Below are 19,404 nucleotides of genomic sequence, written 5' to 3' on the forward strand. Positions count from 1 at the left end.
CTCTCCCCTGCGGGGAGAGGGTCGGGTGAGGGGCTGTTCCGGGCGGTACCGTTCGTGGCCGCCCCTCACCCCGGCCCTCTCCCCGCAGGGGAGAGGGAGCAGTGATGTTTCCACCTTCGTCTTGTGCGCGGCTGATCGTGAAGATCGGGTCGGCGTTGCTGGTCGATCCGGATGGGAGCGTCCGGCGGGCGTGGCTGACCGGGCTTGTTGCTGACCTTGCTGCTCGGACTAGCGCGGGCCAGCAGGTTGCGATCGTGTCGTCAGGCGCGATTGCCTTGGGCGCGCGGCGGCTTGGTCTCTCAAAGGGCGGGCGGGCGAGTCTTGAAGACGCGCAGGCCGCCGCCGCCACCGGCCAGATTGCGCTTAGCCAAGTCTGGGCCGAACTGCTCGCCGCGCAAGGGCTGATCGCGGCGCAGATCCTCGTCACGCTCGACGACCTCGAAGACCGCCGCCGCTATCTCAACGCTGCGGCGACGCTTAACCGGCTGTTGTCGCTGAAGGTCGTGCCGGTCATCAACGAGAACGACAGCGTCGCGACCGAGGAAATCCGGTTCGGCGACAATGACCGCTTGGCCGCCCGCGTCGCGCAGGCCGCCGGCGCGCAGGGCGTGATCCTGCTGTCCGACGTCGACGGGCTTTACACGGCCAATCCACACACCGATCCATCCGCGACTCATATTGCCAGCGTGCCGCGGATCGATGCGGTTGCGGGGATGGCGGACGACGGCTCGGGCTCGGGAATGGGTTCGGGTGGAATGGCGTCGAAGATCGCGGCGGCGCGGATCGCGACGGGTGCGGGTATTCCGCTCGCGATCGCTTCGGGGCGGATCGAGCATCCGCTGTCCACCCCTGCCCGCCACACGATCTTTACAGCCGAGCGGACTGCATCTGCGCGGAAGGCTTGGCTGGCGGGGGGGCTGACCGCAAAGGGTGCGATTCATGTCGATGCGGGGGCTGCGGCTGCGCTTGGTCAGGGGCGGAGTTTGCTGGCGACTGGCGCCACGCGAATCGACGGGGGTTTCACGCGGGGGGATCTGGTGACGATCGAAGGGCCCAACGGCACTGTCGCGCGGGGCCTTGCGGAGTACGATGCGGCTGACACCGCGCGCCTGCTTGGTCGACATAGCGACGATCATGCGGCCATCCTCGGCTACGCTCCAAGATCCGCACTCGTGCACCGCAATCATCTGGCGCTCGTATGACCGGCCGCGCAGTGTTCTTGAGGACGTCAGCATGATCCTGGCTATCACCGGCGGCACCGGGTTCGTCGGCAGCCACCTGATCGATCACGCGCTGGAGACCGGGCACACCGTCCGTGCGCTCGCCCGCAAACCGCAGGCCAAGCGCATCGGCGTGACCTGGATCGAAGGCGCGCTCGATCGCCCCAAGAGCCTCGCGACGCTGGTCGAAGGCGCCGACGTGGTGATCCATGTCGCCGGGGTGGTCAACGCGCCCGACCGCGCGGGCTTCGGCAAAGGCAATATCGCCGGCACCGAAGGCATCCTCCAGGCGACTCGCGCTGCCGGCATCCGCCGCTTCGTCCACGTCTCGTCGCTCGCCGCGCGCGAGCCGACATTGTCGAATTATGGCTGGTCGAAGGCCGAGGCGGAGACGCGCGTCCAGACGTCGGGACTGGACTGGGCGATCGTCCGCCCACCCGCGATCTTTGGTCCGCGCGATCTCGATATCCTTGATCTCTTCAAGGCGGCACGGTCCGGCTATCTACCGATGCCGCCGGCCGGCACGCGCGTCTCGTTGCTATATGTCGAGGATTTGACCACGCTGTTGCTCGCGCTCGCCGAGAGTGCCGATGCGCCGTCGATCATGGAGCCCGACGACGGGGTGCCGAACGGTTGGGACAACCGCGATTTCGCACGAGCAATAGGCGTGGCGGTCGGCAAGCCGGTCAAGGTCTTCTCGACACCCCGCGCGCTCCTGAAGCTCGCGTCCGCCGCCGACCGGCTCGTCCGCCGTCGCAAGGCAAAGCTCACGCGCGACCGGGTTAGTTATTTCTGCCATCCCGACTGGGTCTCGCACAAGCCGCCACCGGCCGCGCTGTGGACGCCGTCCGTCCCGACTCCGCAGGCGCTTGCGCAAACCGCGGCGTGGTATCGCGCCGCCGGGCTGCTATAGCGCCGAAAAGCCGCCGCAATTTCCTGTCAGGGATCGTTGCGACACCGAAGGGATTATCATGAGCGACCGTCAGCAGATCTACGACACCGTCACCGCGCAGATCGAGCCGTTCAACAAGAAGGGCGTCTCCCTCGCCGATGCGACGACGTTCCAGGGCGACCTGGAGTGGGACAGCCTGACCGTCATGGATTTCGTCGCGGCGATCGAGGACGAGTTCGACATCATCATCACGATGAACATGCAGGCCGAGATCGAGACGGTCGGCCAGCTGGTCGATGCGGTCGCGAAGTTGAAGCAGGACTAATTCAAAATATCCCGTTCGTGGTGAGTAGGGACTGAGCGTGGCGAAGGCCCGTATCGAACCACCTGCCCTTCGATACGCGTCTTCGGCTTCGCTCAGCCGCTACTCAGGACGAACGGAAATTTTCAAGGCCGAATGACGATGACCGAAGCCGCCACCACCGCCCACGCCCTCCCCGTCGACGCTCCGGAGGTCGCCCCCGAACGCGACCTCATGTCGAAATTCGACGCGCTGATCGCCGAACGCGAGGCGCTGATCGCCAGTGGCGTGCGCAATCCGTTCGCGATCGTGATGGACGAGGTGAAGGGCCCGACTCAGGCGGTGATCCGCGGCAAGGACACGATCCTGCTCGGCACCTACAATTACATGGGCATGACGTTCGATCCCGACGTCATCCAGGCGGGCAAGGACGCACTCAACGCGTTCGGGTCGGGCACCAACGGCAGCCGGATGCTCAACGGTACGTTCCACGATCATATCGACGTCGAACAGGCGCTCCGTGAATTCTACGACATGACCGGCGCGATCGTGTTCTCGACCGGGTACATGGCGAACCTCGGGATCATCTCGACGCTAGCCGGCAAGGGGGAGTACGTCATCCTCGACGCCGACAGCCACGCGTCGATCTACGACGGCTGCAAGCAGGGCAATGCCGAGATCGTCCGCTTCCGCCACAACGACGTCACCGATCTCGACAAGCGGCTCGGTCGCCTGCCGAAGGAAGCGGGCAAGCTGGTCGTGCTCGAAGGCGTCTATTCGATGCTCGGCGACATCGCGCCGCTGAAGGAAATGGTCGCGGTCGCCAAGAAGCATGGCTGCATGGTGCTGGTCGACGAGGCGCATTCGATGGGGTTCTTCGGCCCCAACGGGCGCGGCGTGTACGAGGAAATGGGGCTGACCGACGAGGTCGATTTCGTCGTCGGCACCTTCTCGAAGTCGGTCGGCACGGTCGGCGGGTTCGTCGTGTCGAACCACCCGAAGTTCGAGATGGTGCGGTTTGCGTGCCGTCCGTACATCTTTACCGCCTCGCTGCCGCCGTCGGTAGTCGCCACCGCCGCGACCTCGATCCGCAAGCTGATGACCGCGCACGACAAGCGCGCGCAGCTCTGGAAGAACGCGCGCCGGCTGCACGGCGGGCTGAAGGCGATGGGGTTCAAGCTCGGCACCGAGACGTCCGACTCGGCGATCATCGCGGTCATCCTCACCGACCAGGAACAGGCGATCGCGATCTGGCAGTCGCTGCTTGAGGGCGGTCTGTACGTCAACATGGCGCGCCCGCCCGCGACGCCAGCGGGGACGTTCCTGCTGCGGTGCTCGCTGTGCGCGGAGCATACCGACGAGCAGATCACGACGATCCTCGGGATGTTCGAGGCCGCGGGCCGCGCCGTCGGGGTGATCGGCTAATCCTCTTTCCTCCCCTGAAGGGGAGGATTGAAACACCGGTGAAATGTTGGGGCCGCACCGGTCCTCCGAGTCATTGCGCGTTGGCAACGACGCGTTAGGATGCCGCTCGTGAACCATGACGAGGTCGAGACTGCGGCCCAGGGGGGCGGGGAAAGGTGGCGCGTGGCCATGCTCGTCGCGATGGCGCTGCTCGGCGCCGCGGTGCTCGTCGCGCTCATCGTGACTCTCGGCAACGCCAACCGCCAGCGCGACCGCGCGCTCGAGCTTCAGGCGCACAGCTATGACGTGATGATCCTCGCCCGCACGCTGTCGGGCACGATCGCGCAGTCCGAAGCGTCGCTCGGGCGCTACGTCATCAGCGGCGACAAGCAGCTCGGTCAGCTCTATTTCGACGAATGGCTGCTGGCCGGCACGCAGATCGACCGGCTCGACCGGATCACCAACGACAATCCCGAGCAGCAGTCGCGCGTCGACCGGCTCCGCGCTGCCTATGATTCGCGCGGCCAGGAGCTGTCGATGACCGCGCTCAACACGAGCTACGGCAAGAACGGCCAGGCGCTCGCGCGCTATTATCAGTCGCGAAAATCCCCGACGCTCGCCGAGATCAACACGACGCTCGACACGCTGATCGCAGGGGAGCGCGGGCTGCTCGACGACCGCACCGCCGCGGCGATGGGATCGGTCGAGCGCTCCAGCTGGGTCGCAGGCGTGCTCGCCGTCTTCGGCGTGCTGATCGTGCTGGGCGCGATCATGCTCGGCTGGCTGACGATCCGCGCCGTCGGTGAACGCGCGACCGCGCTGGCGGACGCCGAACTGGAGCGCGAGCGTGCCGACGAGCTGACCGCGGCCGTCGCCGTAGCGACCGCCGAACTGCGCATGCAGGAGGCCAAGCTCCGCCAGGTCCAGAAGATGGAGGCGGTCGGCCAGCTTACCGGCGGCATCGCGCACGACTTCAACAACATGCTGGCGGTGGTGCTGGGCGGGCTCGAACTCGCGCGCCGTAACCTGGCGAGCGATCCGGCCACCACGCGGCGGCATATCGACAGCGCTACCGAGGGTGCCAACCGGGCGGCCGCGCTCACCCGCCGACTGCTGGCGTTCAGCCGGGAAGACGCGCTGAAACCCGAGACGATCGATGCCGCCGCATTGGTCGCCGAAATGTCCGACCTGCTCGACCGAACGCTGGGCGATGCGATCACGCTGGTGACGCGGAGCGAGGCGACCGACTGCTGCATTCGCGGCGACCGGGTGCAGCTGGAGAACGCGGTCCTCAACCTGGCGGTCAACGCGCGCGACGCGATGAACGGCCGCGGCACGCTGACCATCGTCACGGGGAGCGCCATGCTGGAAGCGCAGCAGATCGGCGAATGCGCGGCCGGCGAGCATGTGACGATCACGGTCGCCGACGATGGCTGCGGCATGACGCCGGACGTCGCCGATCGCGTGTTCGAGCCGTTCTTCACAACCAAGGCGGTCGGCAAGGGTACCGGGCTGGGCCTCAGCCAGATTTTCGCGCTGGTGCAGCAACTGCACGGGGCGGTTGCGATCGCTTCCGAGCCCGGCGAGGGTACCGCGGTGACGCTGTACCTGCCGCGAACCGCGGACGTCGTGGCCTTGCCGGGCTCACCCCTCGAGCTTCTGCCCGCCGGCACTGCTACAGCCGCCGCTGCCACCGCCCCGCCGGCACCGCCCACCCAGCGCGAAATTCTCGTCGTCGAGGACGATCCCCGCGTTCTCGCGGCAACGATCGATGCACTGGAGGAACTCGGTTACCGCGCGATCCCCTGCGACGATCCGCTGGCGGCGCCCGCTTTGCTCGCCGCGAACGGAGCGATCGACCTGATCATCTCCGACGTGCTGATGCCGCGCCAGACCGGCCCCGAGATGATCGCCGCGCTGAGCCCGCTCTACCCGCATATCGCGGTGCTGTTCGTGACCGGGTTCGCGGGAGAGGTGAACGTCGCGCAGTTCGGCGGGCACGATGTGTTGCGCAAACCCTTTACGCTGACCGGGCTGGAACGCGCCGTCGCGACCGCGATGGCCTCCGATCGACCGAGCGCAAGCGACTTGATCGCCGCCGAATAATGCCCCGTAGCGCACCGTTGGCGAGGTGCGATTGAGGATGACGCCTAGCGTGCGCCCGCCTATACCCCGCCTGACCACCGCCAGCCCAGCAGCCCGAGCCCCAATTCCGCATGAAATCCATCGACCGCTACATGGCCCGGCTGATCGCGGTGCCGCTTTTGTCGACGCTGCTGATCGCCGTCATGCTGTTCGTGCTCGATCGCATGTTGGGACTGTTCAACTTCGTCGCGACGCAGGGCGGACCGATCAGCGTCGTCTGGCGGATGCTCGCGAACCTGCTGCCGGAGTATCTCGGGCTCGGGATTCCGATCGGGCTGATGCTCGGCATCCTGCTCGCCTTCCGCCGGCTGGCGACCTCGTCGGAACTCGACGTCCTGCGCGGCGTCGGCATGAGCTACAATCGGCTGCTGCGCGTGCCGTACATGTATACGATGGCGCTGGCGCTGTTGAACCTGGCGATCGTCGGCTATGTCCAGCCGATCGCCCGCTATTATTACGAGGGTCTGCGGTTCGAACTGCGGACCGGCGCGCTGGGTGCGTCGATCAAGGTCGGCGAATTTACCCAATTGGGCGACCGCATGACGCTGCGGATCGAGGAGAGCAAGGACAAGGGCCGCGAGCTGTCGGGCATTTTCGTCCATGCGCAGAGCCAGAATGGCGACTGGCTGGGGGTGACCGCCGAGCGCGGCAAGTTCCTCGCGACCGACGATCCCAACGTCATCATCTTCCGGCTGGCGAACGGCACGCTGATCCACAATCGGCCCGAATTCAAGACGCCCCGCGTGCTGACCTTCAGCAGCCATGACCTGCCGATCAATCTGCCCAAATTCGAGAGCTTCCGCGTGCGGGGCGGTCGCAATCTGGAATATACGCTGCCCGAACTCGCGCGGCAGGGCCAACGCGGCGCCACGCTCGAACAACGCGAAGGCAGCCGCTCGGAATTCCATTTCCGGTTGGCTGAGGTCGCCTCGATGTTCCTGCTGCCGCTGCTCGCGCTGGCGCTGGGCGTGCCGCCGAAGCGATCGACATCGGCGCTCGGCGTCTTCCTCTCGATCGTGATGATCGTCACCTATCACAAGGTGAATCAGTACGCGGCCGACGTCGGCGAGCTCGGACGGATCGATCCGATCGTCGCACTGTGGGTCCCGTTCACGATCTTCGCCGGCCTCGTCCTGTGGATGTATTACACGATCGCCTATGTCCCCGGCGGTCAGCCGATCGGCGCGCTCGAACGCGTCTTCTCCAAGTCCTTCAAGGCCATCGCCAAGCGTATGCCCGGACGCCGCAAGGCCAGCGTCGCATGAAACTCGTCAGCTTCTTCCCGTCGCGAACCGTCGCGATCTACATGGGGCGGATGTTCCTGCTCCGGACGTTCGCCGTCCTCGCCGCGCTGGTGCTCGTGTTGCAGGCGCTCGACCTGCTGAGCGAGTCCGGCGACATCCTCGCCTTCCCCGGCAACGGCGATGCGCAGATCTGGCACTATGTGTCGCTGCGCATCCCGCAGATCGTCGCGCGGTTCCTGCCGTTCTCGGTGCTGCTCGGGACGATCCTGACGCTGATCACGATGAACCAGAACAGCGAGATCGTCGCGCTGAAGGGTTCCGGCTTGTCCGCGCACCAGGTGCTCGCCCCGCTTCTCGTCGCCAGCCTCGGCGTGGCGGTGATCAGCTTCGTGTTCAGCGATCACGTTGTGGCGCGCGCGACCGCGACCCTCAACCAGTGGCAGAAGGTCAATTACGGCAAGCTGCCGATCGACCGCGGCGACCGGGCGAACGTCTGGGTGCGCGATGGCGACGACCTGATCGAAGTGGCGCAGATCCGCGGGCGCGGGACTGCGACGCGGCTTGGCGGGATTACGCTGTACGATCGCACCGGCGGCAATCTGGTCGCTATCTTGCGGGCGGATCATGGCCGGCGCGTCGCCAATGGCTGGCTGGTAGGGCCGGCGACGCGGTTCGAGGTGGCGCACGGCACCGTGACCAACCTCGGTTCGGTTGTGGTCGCCAAGGACGTGCGTCCCGATCAGTTCACCCTGGCCTCGGTCGATGCGGACGGGCTGTCGTTCGGCGCGTTGAAGTCCGCGATCGGCGATCTGTCCGATGCCGGACGGCCGACCAAGGGCCTCGAAGGATCGCTCTGGCACAAGCTTTCGGGACCGTTGTCCGCCGTCCTGATGCCGCTGCTCGGCGCGGTCGCGGCATTCGGGATCGCCCGGTCGGGTAAGCTGTTCGTCCGCGCGGTCATCGGCATGGGCCTCGGTTTCGCGTTCTTCGTCGCCGACAACTTCGCGCTCGCGATGGGCAACCTCGGCGTCTACCCGCCGTTCCTTGCCGCCTGGGCGCCGTTCCTGCTGTTCTTCCTGATCGGCGAGGCCGTCCTCATCCGCTCCGAGGAATAAAAAAAGGGACCGCGACACGATGCCGCGATCCCTCTCCTTTTTAGCAATCCGACGACAGAGCGTCAGCGGCGGGTCATCGTGCTCCGCGCGATCTTGCTCACCAGACCGGGCAGCCCCGGATAGCTCGCCTTGTGATACGGCGACATCGCATCGAGTTCTGCCGAAATCCGCCGATGCGCCTCGCCCAGCGCGTGATACGGCAGGCCCGGCAGCAGATGGTGCAGCGCATGGTAGCGCAGCCCCACAGGCGCCCACAGAGCCGGCAGCAACGCGGGCGGCGGCACGTTGACCGTGTCGAGATACTGCGCGGTGACCGTCATCACTTCGCCGTCGTTCTCCCACAGATGCGCGACCAGCGTCCGGACCTGATTGATCACCGCCGCCGCCGATGCCACGCCGAGGAAGGTCAGGAACGCGCGCAACGGCAGCACGCCGCTGACGGTGAGCCCGATCAAGGTCAGCGCCCAGACGCTCGCACCGACCTCGAGCCGGTTCCAATACGCCTTCGCGTCCCCCTCGGGGCTGCGACGCCGGAACTGCGGGTTGATCGCGAGTGCCGAGTACCGCTCTACCACCATCGTCCGCAGCTTGGGCGACAGCAGCGAAAGCGGCGACAACACCGCATAGCGGAACAGCAGCGCGAGCGGAGCCAGCGCCGACACGACGATGAACAGCGGCAGCGTCCAAGGCTTCATCAGCGCGAGCGGAAGATATTCCGGATCTTCGACCGTCCCATACCGCGTCTTGGAGTGGTGGAGGTTGTGGACGCCTTCGTACATAAACGACGGGGTGAGCAGCGGCACGCCGACCAGGATGTTCCAGCCGAGCCGGAAGTTCGGCACCGCGGCGTGCTTCATGTGGCTGACTTCGTGGATGAAGCTCAGACCGCGGTACAGCCCGAGCATCGCCACGATCCCGGCGACGATCGCGACCGCGGTCGATCCAGACGCCGCCGCCACCACCAGCGCACCATAGCCGATGACGACCGAGCCGATCAGATCGGCCCAATAAACCGCGGGTCGCGGCTTCACGAGGTCGCGGGTAAGATCGGCGGCAGCGCGCAGCATCGCCTTGTCGTCGGCGATCCGTACGGTGCTGACCGCCGCAACCGGCGAGTCTTGAGCGGCCGTGCCACGAGGCAGGCTGAGCGAAGTGTCCATGGGCGTATCCATTGTCCGAACATAGTGGCCGCAGCGTGGCATTTACAGTCACCGGGAATGCACCAGTTCCGCGGGAAAGGCGATCACCGTGACCGCATGCGGCGATGGCCGATCCCGGACTCCTTCGGACCGTTTGTCGGACGGGCCCTGGACATCATGCGAGTCGCTCGCCTTTGTCGCTGCGGCTGGCTAGACACGCGCGACAGGCACACAGGAACGACACATGGCCAAGCTTACCATTCGACCGGTCGAGACCAGGAAGGATCGCAAGATCTTCATCGATCTGCCGTTTCGCCTCTATGCCGACGATCCGAACTGGGTGCCGCCGCTGAAGTCCGAGGCGCTCGGGCTGATCACGCCCGAGAAGAACGGCTGGTTCAGCCATGCCAAGGCGCAGTTGTTCCTGGCCGAGGAGGACGGTCGCGTGGTCGGCCGCATCTCGGCGCATATCGACACGCTCGCGCTGACGATGCCGCCCGAGCAGGGTTTCGGGCCCGGTGTCGGCCAGTGGGGCCTGATGGAGGCCAAGCGGCAGGACGTCTTCCAGGCGCTGCTCGAGCGTGCCGAGCAATGGCTCCGTGACCAAGGCATGACGCGCGCGGTCGGACCGATCAGCATGTCGATCTGGGAGGAGCCCGGCCTCTTGATCGACGGTTACGATCACGCGCCGACGATCATGATGGGGCATGCCAAGCCCGAATATCGCGGCTGGATCGAATGGGCGCAGTATCGCCCGATCAAGCAGCTGCTGACCTATGAAGTCGATATCACGAAGCAGTTCCCGCCGATCGTCCAGCGCATCATCAAGTCGGGCGAGAAGAACCCGCGGATCGTCATCCGCAAGGTCGACAAGACGAAGTTCGCGGAAGAGGCGGCGATCATCCTGGCGATCCTCAACGACGCGTGGAAAGACAATTGGGGCTTCGTCCCGCTCACTCCGCCCGAGGTCAAGGACGTCGGCGTCAAGCTGAAGCCGATCGTCTACAACGACCTGATCCGGATCGCCGAGGTCGACGGCAAACCCTCCGCATTCATGATCACGCTTCCCGACCTGAACGAGGCGATCAAGCCGCTCAACGGCAGCCTGTTGCCGTTCGGCTGGGCGAAACTGCTGCTGTGGCTGCGTAAACCCAAGGCGAAAACGGTACGTGTGCCGCTGATGGGCGTGGTCAAGGAACTCCAGGCGTCGCGGCTTGCCAGCCAGCTCGCCTTCATGATGATCGAATATATTCGTCGCGCCTCGGTCGAGCATTACGGTGCGGTACGCGGCGAGATCGGCTGGATCCTCGACGACAACCAGGGGATGCGCTCGATCGCCGAAACGATCGAGAGCCGCGTCAACAAGGTGTACCAGGTGTACGAGAAGACGCTCTAGCTCGCTTGCGAGGCGGGGCCGGCTATCTTCGCCCTTCCCAAAAATGGCGCTGGCAACCGGCAATTCTCCCCCCTCCCTGGAAGGGAGGGGCCGGGGGTGGGTTGGTCGGCTTGTGCCGCCGACGTCCGGAATGCGGCCCCCCTACCCCTCCCTTCCAGGGGGGAAGCGTTGTGGCCGGCTCGATCGTCGACCCACCGCGGTCGCACTTAGTCGCGCTTGCCTTTGCCGAACGGGATTTTCAGCGTGACAGCCGCGCCCTGCCCGCTCGCACCCGGCAGTTCGGTCCAGATCGCGTGAACATTCCCCCGGCCACCACCGGGTAGCCGGAACGAGAGCGGATCGCCGCGCGGTGGCCGGGTCGGTGCGGGTAGTGGAGCGATCCGCTGATCGGTGGGACGCGCGCAGACGATGATCTCCTCCCCCGGCTGAGTGACGGGGCACGGCATCGCGACGCGCGGCGTTGGTTTGCGCAGCTCGCGCGGCAGCGGTGGCCCGGCCACCGACTGGAACAGGAAGTCAGGCTCGCGAGCATCGAAACCGAAGGAACGGCCTGACGCAGATCAAGTCAAACGTGATCGGACGATCCATGTCGCCGCGCGAAATCGAGGCCGGCTTAGAACAACACCGCCCCGCCGCTTACGACCCGTACATCCGGCGTATCGTGGTTCAACCCGGCCACTGCGAGCATGTGAATCTGCAGATTCTTGCGCGGTTGCCACGCGACCGATCCGGCGGTCGCCGTCTCCGTGTGGTGCCCGGTCGGGTCGTCGTCCCTCAGCACGAACAGTTCGGCGGTCGCGGTTATCGTCTCGGTCAGCGAATAACCGACGCCGACGATGCCGCTATACGCCAGATGCCGCCCGTCGCCGTCGTCGTCGACCGCCGCGTCGCCCTCGCCGGTGAAGGACAGCTGGATCTTTTCGCTCACTTCGTAGGTCACCGGCAGGACGATACCCGCCCCCCAGTCGCCCGCGCCGACGGGATCGCGACCGACCGGCAGCGTCACGAACGGCTCGGCGCCGAACGACAGCCCCTTGCCATCGGGATTCCGAAAATTCTGCCGTAGCCCGAGACGGACGTCACCGATTCCCGTCGTCGTATCGATCAGGCCAGTCGCCTTGTCGCGCGTCCGCACGCGGCCGACCGGTGCCCACGACAGCTGAAGCTCGGTAGCCTTGGCAACGCCGAACCGGGCCTCGAAATCGCCCGCGAGGATCGTGTCCTCGCGCTCGTCGGAATTGTCGTCGCGCTGCCAGTCGAGCGCGGACAATTCGAGCTGAACATGCCCCGGTGCGGTAATGCAGGCGGACGATCCCAGACTAGGCCGGTTCGGGCAGAATGTCGGATCATCCTGCGCGAATGCCGGCGCCGCGCCGACCATCGCTGCCACCGTCCAGCAAACGGCCCTTATCCCAAACTTTCTCAACGCCAACGCTCCCCTGTTCGGAGCGTCATGCGCGTCGGCGATGGGGATTGCTAGCGCAACCGAACCCAGGTTGGTGCATGATCGCTGGCCTTTTCCCGACCGCGATACGCCTTGTCGACGCCGGCATCGATCATCCGGTCCGCCGCCTGCGGACTCAGCAGCAGATGATCGATCCTGAACCCGGCATCGCGCTGCCACGCCCCCGCCTGATAGTCCCAGAAGGTCCATACGCCGCCCTTGGGAAATTGCGTGCGCAGCGCATCGGTCCAGCCTTGTGCGACGAGCGCGCGGTAATGCTCGCGGCTTTCGGGCTGCATCAGCGCGTCGTCCTGCATCGCGCGCACCGAATAGGTGTCGTCGTCGTTGGCGATCACGTTGTAGTCGCCTGCAAGAACGGCTGGCTTCTCTTCGTCCAGCAGGACGCGCGCGCGTGCGGCGAGGCGGTCCATCCAGCGCAGTTTATAGTCGAACTTGGGGCCAGGCTGCGGATTGCCGTTCGGCAGATAGAGCGCGGCAACGATCAGCCCGTCGATTTCCGCTTCGATGTAGCGGCTATGCTCGTCCTCGGGTTCGCCATCAAGGCCGCGTTGCCGCACCTCCGGTACGCGGCCTTTGGCGAGGATCGCGACGCCGTTCCAGGCCTTCTGCCCGTGCCAGACTGCGCCGTACCCGACCGCCTCGATGTCCGTGATGGGGAAGGTGTCGTCGCTCGACTTGAGCTCCTGGAGGCAGACGATGTCGGGCTGCTCTTCGACGAGATACTCGATCAGCCGCGGCAACCGCGCCTTGATGCCGTTGACGTTGTACGTGACGATTTTCATGAAAGGATCAGACCGAGAAGCTGGAGCCGCAGCCGCAACCCGAGGCGGCATTGGGGTTCTCGACCTTGAACGCGGCACCGGCGAGCGATTCGACGTAATCGACCGCGCATCCACGGACGAGGTCGATGCTGACGCTGTCGACGACCAGGCGAACGCCGTCATGCTCGGCGATCACGTCGTCTGATTCGACTGAGTCGGCGAACCCGAACTTGTACTGGAACCCCGAACAGCCGCCGCCATCGACCGACAGACGCAGGATCGCGGGCTTCCCCTGCTTGACGGCGATCGCCGCGACGCGCGCCGCTGCGGAGGGGGTAAGGATGATGTCGGGTGCCAGCGTTGCCATGGCTGAGAGATAGGCGGTCGCGCTATCCGCGGCAACCTCGGGGCTTAGGGCACCTTATCATCATCCCGGCGAACGCTGGGATCTCATGCGGTGAGTCCGTCCACGCGGATCGAGGTCCCGGCTTTCGCCGGGATGACGGGGGTGTGGCCGAAACTGCCGTGGCGTCTCGATGCACTCCTTCCCCCCTCCCTAGAAGGGAGGGGTCGGGGGGTGGGTTGGCCCGCTTTGGCCACCCCCATCGGAGCATGCGGAAGCCGACCCACCCCCAGCCCCTCCCTTTCAGGGAGGGGAGCAAAGACGTCGGATCAGTCCTGCGCGGCAGGGCCGGTGGTGGACACCGGGATGGCATTCACCGAGCGATCCTGCGCGGCGAGCAGGTAATCGGCGGTCGTCAGGAACGGTACAGGGTTCACCGCATGGCCGTCGATCCGCACCTCGTAATGGAGATGCGAGCCGGTCGAACGCCCGGTCGAGCCCATCAGCGCGATGAGCTGGCCGCGAGTCACGCGCGCATTGTCCGCGACGAGAATCTTCGAGAGGTGGCCATAGCGCGTCGCGATGCCCTTGCCGTGGTTGATCTCGACCATGTTGCCATAGCCGCCCTGGCGACCCGCGTGCGCGATGATGCCGTCGGCGGTCGCGTAGATCGGCGTGCCGATCGGGCCGGGGATGTCGACGCCGGCGTGCATCGCCGCGGTGCCGCGGAACGGGTCGGAGCGGATGCCGAAATTGCTGGTGAACGACAGCGCATGCACCGGCTGGACCGACGGGATCGCGATCGCGCCCTGCTGCAACGTGTCGAGCTTCTTCCAGGTCTGGAACAGCGTGCGGAACTGCGCGTCGGCACGAAGATCGGCGGAAGCTTCCTCGCTGTTGGCGGCGATCATCGGACCGCCCATCGCCGTTGCCGATCTGGCTCCGCGCGACCGCTTGGCGATCCGTTCGGGGCGCAGCCCGAGCTTACGCACGGTCGCGGTCGTCTCGGCATAGCGCTGGTCGAGCAGGTCCTGCGCGACGCTTGCCAGCTTGACCTGGCGTCCCTCGAGCTTGACCAGCGGCTTGACGATTTCGGCGGCGAGCTTGTCGGCAGCGGGATCGATCGACGGCGTCGCGAGCGACAGCGCCTTGGCATCGCCGCTACCGGTCAGTGCGGCGGTGATCAGCGCCTGACGCTGTTCGATACGCTTGGCGTGTGCCTCGGCGGTTTCGCGGATCGTCGCGACGCGCTGGCGCATCTGCCCGATCTGATGCTGCATCTGGGCGAGCTTGATATCGGCGGTCGGCGGAACGACCACGCCGGTTGCCGCAGCCGCGTCATGGGCCGCCTGCGCCGCGCCATAGCCGGAAAAGCCGAGCGTGACCGCACCGATGGCGGCAATCGCAGCCTGGCGCTTGCCGCCGAAGCGGATGCGCCGCAGCGTCGTACCATTGTGAAAGAGAACATCGCGCGGTGCGAACAGCGCCTTGAGGCGCGTTCCGAGAGCGGCAGCGGAAATTTCGACCATTGGTCCCCGACAAAATAATACAGGGCCGTTCGCCCCCAAGCGGACGGCTCCGAAACGCGGTCCTGATTCGCAGCCCCTCCGCGCGTCAGACAGATGGGTTTAGGCCGGATACAATGGATTTCAGCAATAGCACGCGGCCCACCGCGCGGCGGAGCGCCGCGTCGGTACGGCGAGTCGATGGAACAGTGACGTCACGACCGGAAAAACGCGCGGATCTTCGCGGGTTATCGCGGTCTTTTTAGAGCGCGCGGGCGGCAGCCAAGATGGCCTCCGCATGGCCCGGCACGCGAACCTTGTGCCACGCCTTGGCCAGCGTGCCGTCGGCGCCGAACAGGAAGGTGGCGCGCTCGATCCCCATGTACTTTTTGCCGTACATTGCCTTCTCGACCCACACGCCGAACGCCTCGCAGGCGATGCCCTCGACATCGCTGGCCAGACGCACGGTAAGCGCGTGTTTCGCGGTGAACTTCGCGTGCGAGGCGGGCGTGTCCTTCGAGATGCCAACGACACTGACGCCAGCCGCCGCGAACGCATCCGCAAGCGCGGAAAAGTCCTTCGCCTCGGTGGTGCAGCCCGTGGTGTCGTCCTTTGGATAGAAATAGACCACGAGCGGCACGCCGAGGCTGGCCAGCGACACCGCCGTGTCATCGATCGTCACCGTCACGTCGGGGATAGTCGCACCGTCATCCATCATGGTCTCCCGTGAGCTGCATCCAGAATTCGCGGACCTCCTGCCGCGTCGAGTCGAGCTTGGCAATCGCCGCGGGCCAGTCCGCCACGCTGATCGCGCGCGCGATCAGCGCTTCGGTCGCGGCCCCCGGCGCGGTGGCATCGGGCGCGACCAGCCGCAGCGTCACCAGCAGCCGGGTCAGGACATCGTGTGCCGCGCGCATCGTCGCGGGCATCAGTTTCGCCTCGATCAGCCGGTCGATCGCTGCGCCGAGGTTGGGGTCGAATCCGGTACGGTGGACGAGCTGGACGACGTGCACCGCGAATTCGAGATCGACCAGTCCGCCCGGCAACAGCTTGGCGTCGAGCGGGCCCTTGGCCGGTTTGTGCGCCGCCATCTCGGTGCGCATCGACCGCGCATCGGTCATTACGTCGCGCTGCGGCCGGTCACCGGCGAGGACATCGCGCACGATCGTCGCCACCGCCTTTCGCGCGGTTGCCGATCCGAACACCGGCCGGGCGCGGGTCAGTGCCATATGCTCCCAGGTCCACGCGTCCTCGCGCTGGTAGCGCGCGAAGCTGTCGAGCGTGACGACCAGCGGCCCCTGCCCGCCCGACGGTCGCAGCCGCGTGTCGATCTGGTAGAGTGGCCCCGCCGCCGTAGCGACGGACAACGCCCCGGTCACCCGTTGCGCCAGCCGGTTGTAGTAGAGCGTCGCCCCCAATGGCTTCGCACCATCCGACTCGGCCGAGAAGTCGCCGGTAAACAGATAGATCAGGTCGAGATCGGAGGCGTGGGTCAGCATCGCCCCGCCCATCCGACCGAGCGCCAGGATGACCAGTTCGCTATCGGCCACGCGGCCATGGACCTTGGCGAACTCGTCGATCGTCGCACGCGTGAGCACGCCGATCGCCGCCTCTGCGACCCGCGCATAGCCCGCTGCCACGGCGAGCGGATCGGACGTTCCGGCGATGATCTGCGCACCGAGCGCGAACCGCATTTCGCCGACCACCTGGCGGACATGATCGAGTCGCGCCTGATAGTCCGCGCCCGCATGGCCGGCGCGCATCACCGCCTCCAGCGCCGCGACGTCGCCGACCGACTCGAACGCGCTCGCATCGATCAGTCCGTCGAGCAGACCGGGGCGTCGCCCGAGATCATCGGCGAGCGTCGGCGCATGGCTGAGGATCGCCGCGAGCAAGGTCGCCAGCCCCGGTCGCGCCTCGAGCAGGCGGAAGATGTTGATCGCGCTCGGCAGCCGTTCGAGCAGCGCATCGAGCCTCAGCAGCGCGGACTGCGGCTCGGGCGCGGTCGCCAGCGCCGGCACCAGCGTCGGCAGCACCGCCTCCAGCGCCTCGCGCGCAGCAGGACTGCGCAGCGCAGGGTAAGCACCCCCACGCCATGCCTCGATCCGGCGCCGCGCGGCCTCCGGGTCGGCGTACCCGGCCAGCGTCAGATCCGCATCGAGCGTGACCGGATCGTGCGAGAATGCGGGCCGCACGGTATCGTCGAGCGCGTCGTAGATCCGCCCGGTTTCGGTCACGCGGGGGCGGAGCAGCGCCAGCAGCGCCTCGGCATCCTGCACGCCGTGGAGCTTGGCCACCCGGTCGAGCGCATCGCCGGTCGGCAACGTATGCGTCTGGCGGTCGTCGATCATCTGCACGCGGTGCTCGATCGTGCGGAGCAGCGTATAGCCGTCGATCAGCGCGGCCGCTTCGTTACCCGCGATCCAGCCTGCATCGGCAAGACGCGCCAAGGCGTCGCGGGTTGCGGGCGCCCGCAACGCCGGATCGCGCCCGCCGTGGATCAGCTGGTGGATCTGCGCGAAAAACTCGGCTTCGCGGATGCCGCCGCGCCCGCGCTTGAGGTCATAACCTGCGCCGAACGCCTGCCCCTGCGAATGATGATCGCGGATCCGTCGCGACATGCCGCGGATTTCGCGAATCGCGCCGAAATCGCGCGCGCGCCGCCAGATGAACGGGCGGATCGTCTCCAGGAACTTCGTGCCGAGCGCGATATCCCCCGCCGCGGCGCGCGCGCGAATGAACGCGGCCCGCTCCCAAGGCAGCGCCTGCGCCTCGTAATAGCCGATCGCCGCCTCCACCGGCAGGACGATCGGCGTGATCTCGGGCGACGGTCGCAACCGGAGATCGACGCGCAGGACATACCCGTCGCCATCGCGCGCCTGCAGCAGTTCGACGACGCGTTTGCCGATCCGCACCGCGGCCTCGTCGGGTTCCTCACGCGGACGACACGGCAGCGTGGCGGGATCGAACAGCAGGATCGGATCGATATCCGACGAGTAATTGAGTTCGCCGCTCCCCTGCTTGCCCAGCGCGATCGCGGTGAAGCCGCGGACCTCGGCGCCGGGGGTGCGCTCCTCGATCGCGGCGCGGATCGCGGTATCGAGCGCATGGTCCGCGAACCTGGTGAGCGCGCCGGTCACCGCGGTCAGATCGAGGACGCCTGACAGATCGCCGACCGCGACCGTCAAGGCCATCGCGCGACGTTCGAGCCGCAATCGCTTGGCGGTCGGCATATCGGGTTCGGCGCTCGACAGCGACAAATCGAGCCGCCCTTCACCAAGCGCTGTCGCCAACACCGGCTCGCGGTCCAGCACCATCGACAGGAACGGCGACCAGTGTCGAGCACGGATCGTCGCGTCGACGATACGATCGGCGGGAGCGGGACGCTCAGCGCGCGTAGGATCGGAGAATGTTTCGGCCATGTCGGAATGATACAGACCGCGGCGACAGCCTGTAACTACAAAGCAACAAAAAGCACCTTTGGCCGTTATCAGGCCATGTCTTATGCATTTCTCACGATCAAGCGCGAAGAGGATGGTCGACAGACCGTGTACCGTCCGCGGGTCACCGACGTGATCGGTTATGCGTTGCGCGGCGCATTCGACGAACCGAACGCGACGCCGTCAGACTTTACAGAGTTGCTTCATAGACTGGACGCCGTTCCCAGTCGCCTGCACTGACGATACCAGTCGAGTAGCCGCGATCACCGACCGCGGCTGAGTTCCTCGACGTCACCCATGATCGAATCCAGCGCGGTCTTGGTCGTATCGGTCTCGTGATCGCGACGTGACGGCAGCGATCCGTCGTTGAGGATCGTCTCCAACGCTACGCGACCGCGCGCGACACGGCTCTTGATGGTTCCGACCGCGACGCCGCAGATTTCGGCGGCTTCCTCATAGGCGAACCCGCCTGCGCCAACCAGGATCAGCGCCTCGCGCTGAGGCTGCGGCAGGTGCATCAGCGCCCGCTGCATATCGCCGAGTTCGACATGGCGGTCCTGGCTAGCAGGTGCTGCCAGGATGCGATCCGCGACCAGATCGTCCCACTCGCCCTTGAAGCGCGCGCGGCGCATTTGCGACAGATACAGGTTACGCAGGATGATGAACGTCCACGCGCGCATGTTGGTGCCGGCCTGGAACCGCAGACGCGCCGCCCACGCCTTCAGCAGCGTTTCCTGGACCAAATCGTCGGCCAGATCGCGGCTACCCGACAGCGACCGACCGAACGCGCGCAGATGCGGGATCACCTGCGCCAGCTGAACCTTGAACTCGGCATCCGACAACGAGACATGCTCGACCGGCACGACGACTTCGTCGATATCGTCGTCGACATCGGTGCGTGGAGCAGGCTGGGTCATGGTAATCCGATCAATCCCGATGGAGCGATGCCGTCGACACGTGACAAGCATAAGGATGCGCTGTGGTCATTACCAACAACGCGCACCCAACAAAAGTTAACGAAGGACGAGAAAACC

The 19,404-nt window shown here is 66.2% G+C and carries 18 protein-coding genes; 9 read left to right on the forward strand and 9 right to left on the reverse strand.

The window, feature by feature from the left end; genetic code table 11:
- The first annotated feature begins 104 nt into the window (after nucleotides 1-104).
- From proB to lptG, 7 genes are all read left to right on the forward strand, one after another.
- Nucleotides 105-1,202 carry a glutamate 5-kinase gene (gene proB / locus ASF09_RS17765; RefSeq protein WP_060527424.1) on the forward strand — a complete coding sequence of 366 codons (1,098 nt, stop codon included), beginning with the start codon at nucleotides 105-107 and terminating at the stop codon, nucleotides 1,200-1,202.
- A 31-nt stretch (nucleotides 1,203-1,233) separates the two neighbouring features.
- Nucleotides 1,234-2,133: an NAD-dependent epimerase/dehydratase family protein gene (locus ASF09_RS17770; protein ID WP_060527425.1), complete on the forward strand. Its 900-nt coding sequence runs from the start codon at nucleotides 1,234-1,236 to the stop codon at nucleotides 2,131-2,133.
- A gap of 58 nt (nucleotides 2,134-2,191) precedes the next feature.
- A complete protein-coding gene (locus tag ASF09_RS17775; protein ID WP_060527426.1) occupies nucleotides 2,192-2,437 on the forward strand; it encodes an acyl carrier protein in 246 nt (81 codons plus the stop codon).
- A gap of 138 nt (nucleotides 2,438-2,575) precedes the next feature.
- Entirely contained in the window at nucleotides 2,576-3,838 is a 1,263-nt protein-coding gene (gene spt / locus ASF09_RS17780) for a serine palmitoyltransferase (protein WP_060527533.1), read from the forward strand.
- Between the two features lie 168 nt (nucleotides 3,839-4,006).
- Nucleotides 4,007-5,923 carry an ATP-binding protein gene (locus tag ASF09_RS17785; protein ID WP_156359433.1) on the forward strand — a complete coding sequence of 639 codons (1,917 nt, stop codon included), beginning with the start codon at nucleotides 4,007-4,009 and terminating at the stop codon, nucleotides 5,921-5,923.
- 110 nt (nucleotides 5,924-6,033) lie between these two features.
- Nucleotides 6,034-7,227 (forward strand): LPS export ABC transporter permease LptF, encoded by a 1,194-nt coding sequence (lptF, locus tag ASF09_RS17790; RefSeq protein ID WP_183128819.1) that lies wholly within the window; start codon nucleotides 6,034-6,036, stop codon nucleotides 7,225-7,227.
- Nucleotides 7,224-8,321, forward strand: a complete 1,098-nt coding sequence (lptG, locus tag ASF09_RS17795) for an LPS export ABC transporter permease LptG (RefSeq protein WP_060527428.1) — start codon at nucleotides 7,224-7,226, stop codon at nucleotides 8,319-8,321. The genes lptF and lptG overlap by 4 nt, the downstream gene beginning before the upstream one ends.
- Before the next feature lie 62 nt (nucleotides 8,322-8,383).
- Here the strand turns inward: lptG and ASF09_RS17800 are convergent, their stop codons facing one another.
- Entirely contained in the window at nucleotides 8,384-9,481 is a 1,098-nt protein-coding gene (locus tag ASF09_RS17800) for a fatty acid desaturase family protein (protein ID WP_060527429.1), read from the reverse strand.
- 223 nt (nucleotides 9,482-9,704) lie between these two features.
- Here ASF09_RS17800 and ASF09_RS17805 point away from each other — a divergent pair, with 223 nt between their 5' ends.
- Complete coding sequence (locus ASF09_RS17805; RefSeq protein WP_060527430.1) at nucleotides 9,705-10,856, forward strand: N-acetyltransferase; 1,152 nt, start codon at nucleotides 9,705-9,707, stop codon at nucleotides 10,854-10,856.
- Nucleotides 10,857-11,062: 206 nt separating this feature from the next.
- Here the strand turns inward: ASF09_RS17805 and ASF09_RS17810 are convergent, their stop codons facing one another.
- The 7 genes from ASF09_RS17810 to ASF09_RS17840 all read right to left on the reverse strand — a co-directional run bounded on the left by ASF09_RS17810 (nucleotide 11,063) and on the right by ASF09_RS17840 (nucleotide 18,352).
- Complete coding sequence (locus ASF09_RS17810; RefSeq protein WP_060527431.1) at nucleotides 11,063-11,356, reverse strand: hypothetical protein; 294 nt, start codon at nucleotides 11,354-11,356, stop codon at nucleotides 11,063-11,065.
- Nucleotides 11,357-11,469: 113 nt separating this feature from the next.
- A complete protein-coding gene (locus ASF09_RS17815) occupies nucleotides 11,470-12,237 on the reverse strand; it encodes a transporter (protein WP_060527432.1) in 768 nt (255 codons plus the stop codon).
- A 95-nt stretch (nucleotides 12,238-12,332) separates the two neighbouring features.
- Nucleotides 12,333-13,103: an exodeoxyribonuclease III gene (gene xth, locus ASF09_RS17820; RefSeq protein WP_060527433.1), complete on the reverse strand. Its 771-nt coding sequence runs from the start codon at nucleotides 13,101-13,103 to the stop codon at nucleotides 12,333-12,335.
- 7 nt (nucleotides 13,104-13,110) lie between these two features.
- On the reverse strand, nucleotides 13,111-13,449 hold the full coding sequence (gene erpA, locus ASF09_RS17825) for an iron-sulfur cluster insertion protein ErpA (protein ID WP_056055811.1): 339 nt from the start codon (nucleotides 13,447-13,449) through the stop codon (nucleotides 13,111-13,113).
- Between the two features lie 305 nt (nucleotides 13,450-13,754).
- On the reverse strand, nucleotides 13,755-14,954 hold the full coding sequence (locus ASF09_RS17830) for a M23 family metallopeptidase (RefSeq protein WP_060527434.1): 1,200 nt from the start codon (nucleotides 14,952-14,954) through the stop codon (nucleotides 13,755-13,757).
- A gap of 238 nt (nucleotides 14,955-15,192) precedes the next feature.
- Entirely contained in the window at nucleotides 15,193-15,648 is a 456-nt protein-coding gene (locus ASF09_RS17835) for a peroxiredoxin (protein ID WP_060527435.1), read from the reverse strand.
- Nucleotides 15,638-18,352 (reverse strand): bifunctional [glutamine synthetase] adenylyltransferase/[glutamine synthetase]-adenylyl-L-tyrosine phosphorylase, encoded by a 2,715-nt coding sequence (locus ASF09_RS17840; protein WP_156359423.1) that lies wholly within the window; start codon nucleotides 18,350-18,352, stop codon nucleotides 15,638-15,640. The genes ASF09_RS17835 and ASF09_RS17840 overlap by 11 nt, the downstream gene beginning before the upstream one ends.
- Before the next feature lie 6 nt (nucleotides 18,353-18,358).
- Here ASF09_RS17840 and ASF09_RS17845 point away from each other — a divergent pair, with 6 nt between their 5' ends.
- Nucleotides 18,359-18,610 (forward strand): hypothetical protein, encoded by a 252-nt coding sequence (locus tag ASF09_RS17845; protein ID WP_231420754.1) that lies wholly within the window; start codon nucleotides 18,359-18,361, stop codon nucleotides 18,608-18,610.
- Between the two features lie 23 nt (nucleotides 18,611-18,633).
- On the opposite strand, the gene ASF09_RS17850 is transcribed toward ASF09_RS17845, so the two are convergent.
- Complete coding sequence (locus tag ASF09_RS17850; RefSeq protein WP_056055804.1) at nucleotides 18,634-19,287, reverse strand: sigma-70 family RNA polymerase sigma factor; 654 nt, start codon at nucleotides 19,285-19,287, stop codon at nucleotides 18,634-18,636.
- Nucleotides 19,288-19,404 lie beyond the last annotated feature (117 nt).

The organism is Sphingomonas sp. Leaf242 (assembly GCF_001422045.1).
GTDB lineage: Bacteria > Pseudomonadota > Alphaproteobacteria > Sphingomonadales > Sphingomonadaceae > Sphingomonas.